This is a genomic window from Prevotella conceptionensis 9403948, from assembly GCF_000312305.1.
GTDB classification, from domain to species: domain Bacteria; phylum Bacteroidota; class Bacteroidia; order Bacteroidales; family Bacteroidaceae; genus Prevotella; species Prevotella conceptionensis.
Map to the genome: position 1 here is coordinate 14,761 of NZ_HE999449.1, position 1,892 is coordinate 16,652.

The 1,892-nt window shown below is 57.1% G+C and carries 3 protein-coding genes and 1 pseudogene; all 4 read left to right on the top strand.

Annotated features, from left to right (window positions below; genetic code table 11):
- Window positions 1–193: pseudogene (locus BN93_RS16910) on the top strand (hypothetical protein); the annotation flags it as partial.
- Window positions 194–351: 158 nt separating this feature from the next.
- On the top strand, window positions 352–654 hold the full coding sequence (locus BN93_RS10715; RefSeq protein WP_019188324.1) for a DUF4134 domain-containing protein: 303 nt from the start codon (window positions 352–354) through the stop codon (window positions 652–654).
- A gap of 21 nt (window positions 655–675) precedes the next feature.
- Window positions 676–1,026, top strand: coding sequence for a DUF4133 domain-containing protein (locus BN93_RS10720; RefSeq protein WP_019188325.1), 351 nt, complete (start codon window positions 676–678; stop codon window positions 1,024–1,026).
- Window positions 1,010–1,892: TraG family conjugative transposon ATPase (locus BN93_RS10725; protein WP_044260543.1), on the top strand; the 883-nt coding region annotated here is incomplete at its 3' end. The genes BN93_RS10720 and BN93_RS10725, both read left to right, overlap by 17 nt.

The window sequence follows — 1,892 nt, forward strand, 5'->3', positions numbered from 1 at the left end:
AAAGCTCCACGCCGGCAAGACTTTCAAGGACATCGCCGAGACGGAACTCTTTCAAAAGCTCACCGATAGCTTCGCCGGCATCTCCGACAGGGTCAACGAGGTCATCGACCTCTATACCGCCCGTGCCGCAGAGGCAAAACCGCTCGTCCTGCCCGCGCGTATCGAAGACTTCGATATCCGCGATTTTGTATAACCCGTTAACAAGAAACGACAATGAAAGAAAAAGACTACGGATAAGGCGCACCTGCTGCCACTATATCCACAAGAAAGTTAAGTAAGACAATTTCAATTCAACCCCGACGGGCGGTGTATGACCGTTTTCCATGCACGCCCGTCACTAAACGAAGCTTTATGAACAACAAGCAAAAACTATTTCTCTCGGCAGTATTGCTTTTTACTGCCGCTTCCGCCCTTGCGCAGGGCAACGGCCTTTCAGGCATCAACCAAGCCACGAACATGGTGACCTCGTACTTCGATCCCACCACGAAACTCATCTACGCCATCGGTGCCGTGGTGGGGCTTATCGGGGGAATGAAAGTCTATTCGAAGTTCTCGTCCGGCGATCTGGATACCTCGAAGACCGCCGCCTCTTGGTTCGGCGCCTGCATCTTCCTCATCGTGGCAGCCACCATCCTGCGTTCCTTCTTCCTCTAAACGACGAAAGGAATAGGAACGATGGCTGAGTTTTCAATCAACAAGGGGATCGGGGCGTCGGTCGAGTTCAAGGGGCTCAAGGCGCAGTACCTTTTCATCTTCGCGGCGGGACTGCTCACGCTGTTCGTCCTGTTCGTCATCCTCTATATGACGGGCATCGACCAGTGGTTCTGCATCGGCTTCGGGGTCGTCTCCGCCTACGCCTTGGTGTGGGGTACGTTCGCCCTGAACCGCAAGTACGGTGCGCACGGGCTCATGAAGCTCGGTGCCGCCCGCAACCGTCCGCGCTACCTGCTCCACCGCAAATCCCTTCCCCGTATCATCAGACACAAGAAACTTAAAAAGAAAGACGAAAATGATGAACATTCTTAAAGCCACTACGGTGGAGAATAAACTGCCGCTGCTTGCCGTGGAGAGCGGGTGCATCATCTCCAAAGATGCCGACCTGACGGTCTGTTTCGCGGTGATGCTGCCCGAACTCTACACGGTCACGGCGCAGGAATACGAGGCGATACACGCCGCGTGGTGTAAGGCCGCCAAGGTGCTGCCCGACTTCTGCATCGTGCACAAGCAGGACTGGTTCATTAGGGAAAGCTACCGCCCCGACCTGCAAAAGGAGGACATGAGCTTCCTTTCCCGCAGCTTCGAGCGGCACTTCAACGAACGCCCGTACCTCAAGCACACCTGCCACCTCTGCCTCACCAAGACGACCAAGGAGCGCAACCGCCGCGAGAGCAACTTCTCCACGCTCTGCCGCGGACACATCGTGCCCAAAGAAGTCGACAAAGAGACGGCAGGCAAGTTCTTGGAGGCTACGGAGCAGTTCGAGCGCATCATGAACGACTCGGGCTTCATCACGCTGAAGAAACTCTCCGACGAGGAGCTGGTCGGCACCGACGACATGGCTGGTATCATCGAGCGATATCTCTCCCTGCTGCCCGAGGGCGACACCTGCCTGCAGGACATCGACCTCTCGCCGTGCGAGATGCGGGTGGGCGACAACCGCCTGTGCCTCTTCACCCTCTCCGAGCCGGGCGACCTGCCCGCCAAGGTGGGCACCGACATCCGCTACGAACGGCTCTCCACCGACCGCTCCGACTGCCGCCTGTCGTTCGCAGCGCCCGTGGGACTGCTGCTGCCCTGCAACCATATCTACAACCAGTACCTCTTCCTCGACAACAGCGAGGAGAACTTGCAGGAGTTCGAGAAATCCGCCAAGAACATGCAGTCGCTATCGC

Excerpts from the sequence above, each read along its gene's own strand:
- BN93_RS10715 (WP_019188324.1), top strand. The coding sequence starts at position 352 with ATGAACAACAAGCAAAAACTATTTCTCTCGGCAGTATTGCTTTTTACT.
- BN93_RS10720 (WP_019188325.1), top strand. The coding sequence starts at position 676 with ATGGCTGAGTTTTCAATCAACAAGGGGATCGGGGCGTCGGTCGAGTTC.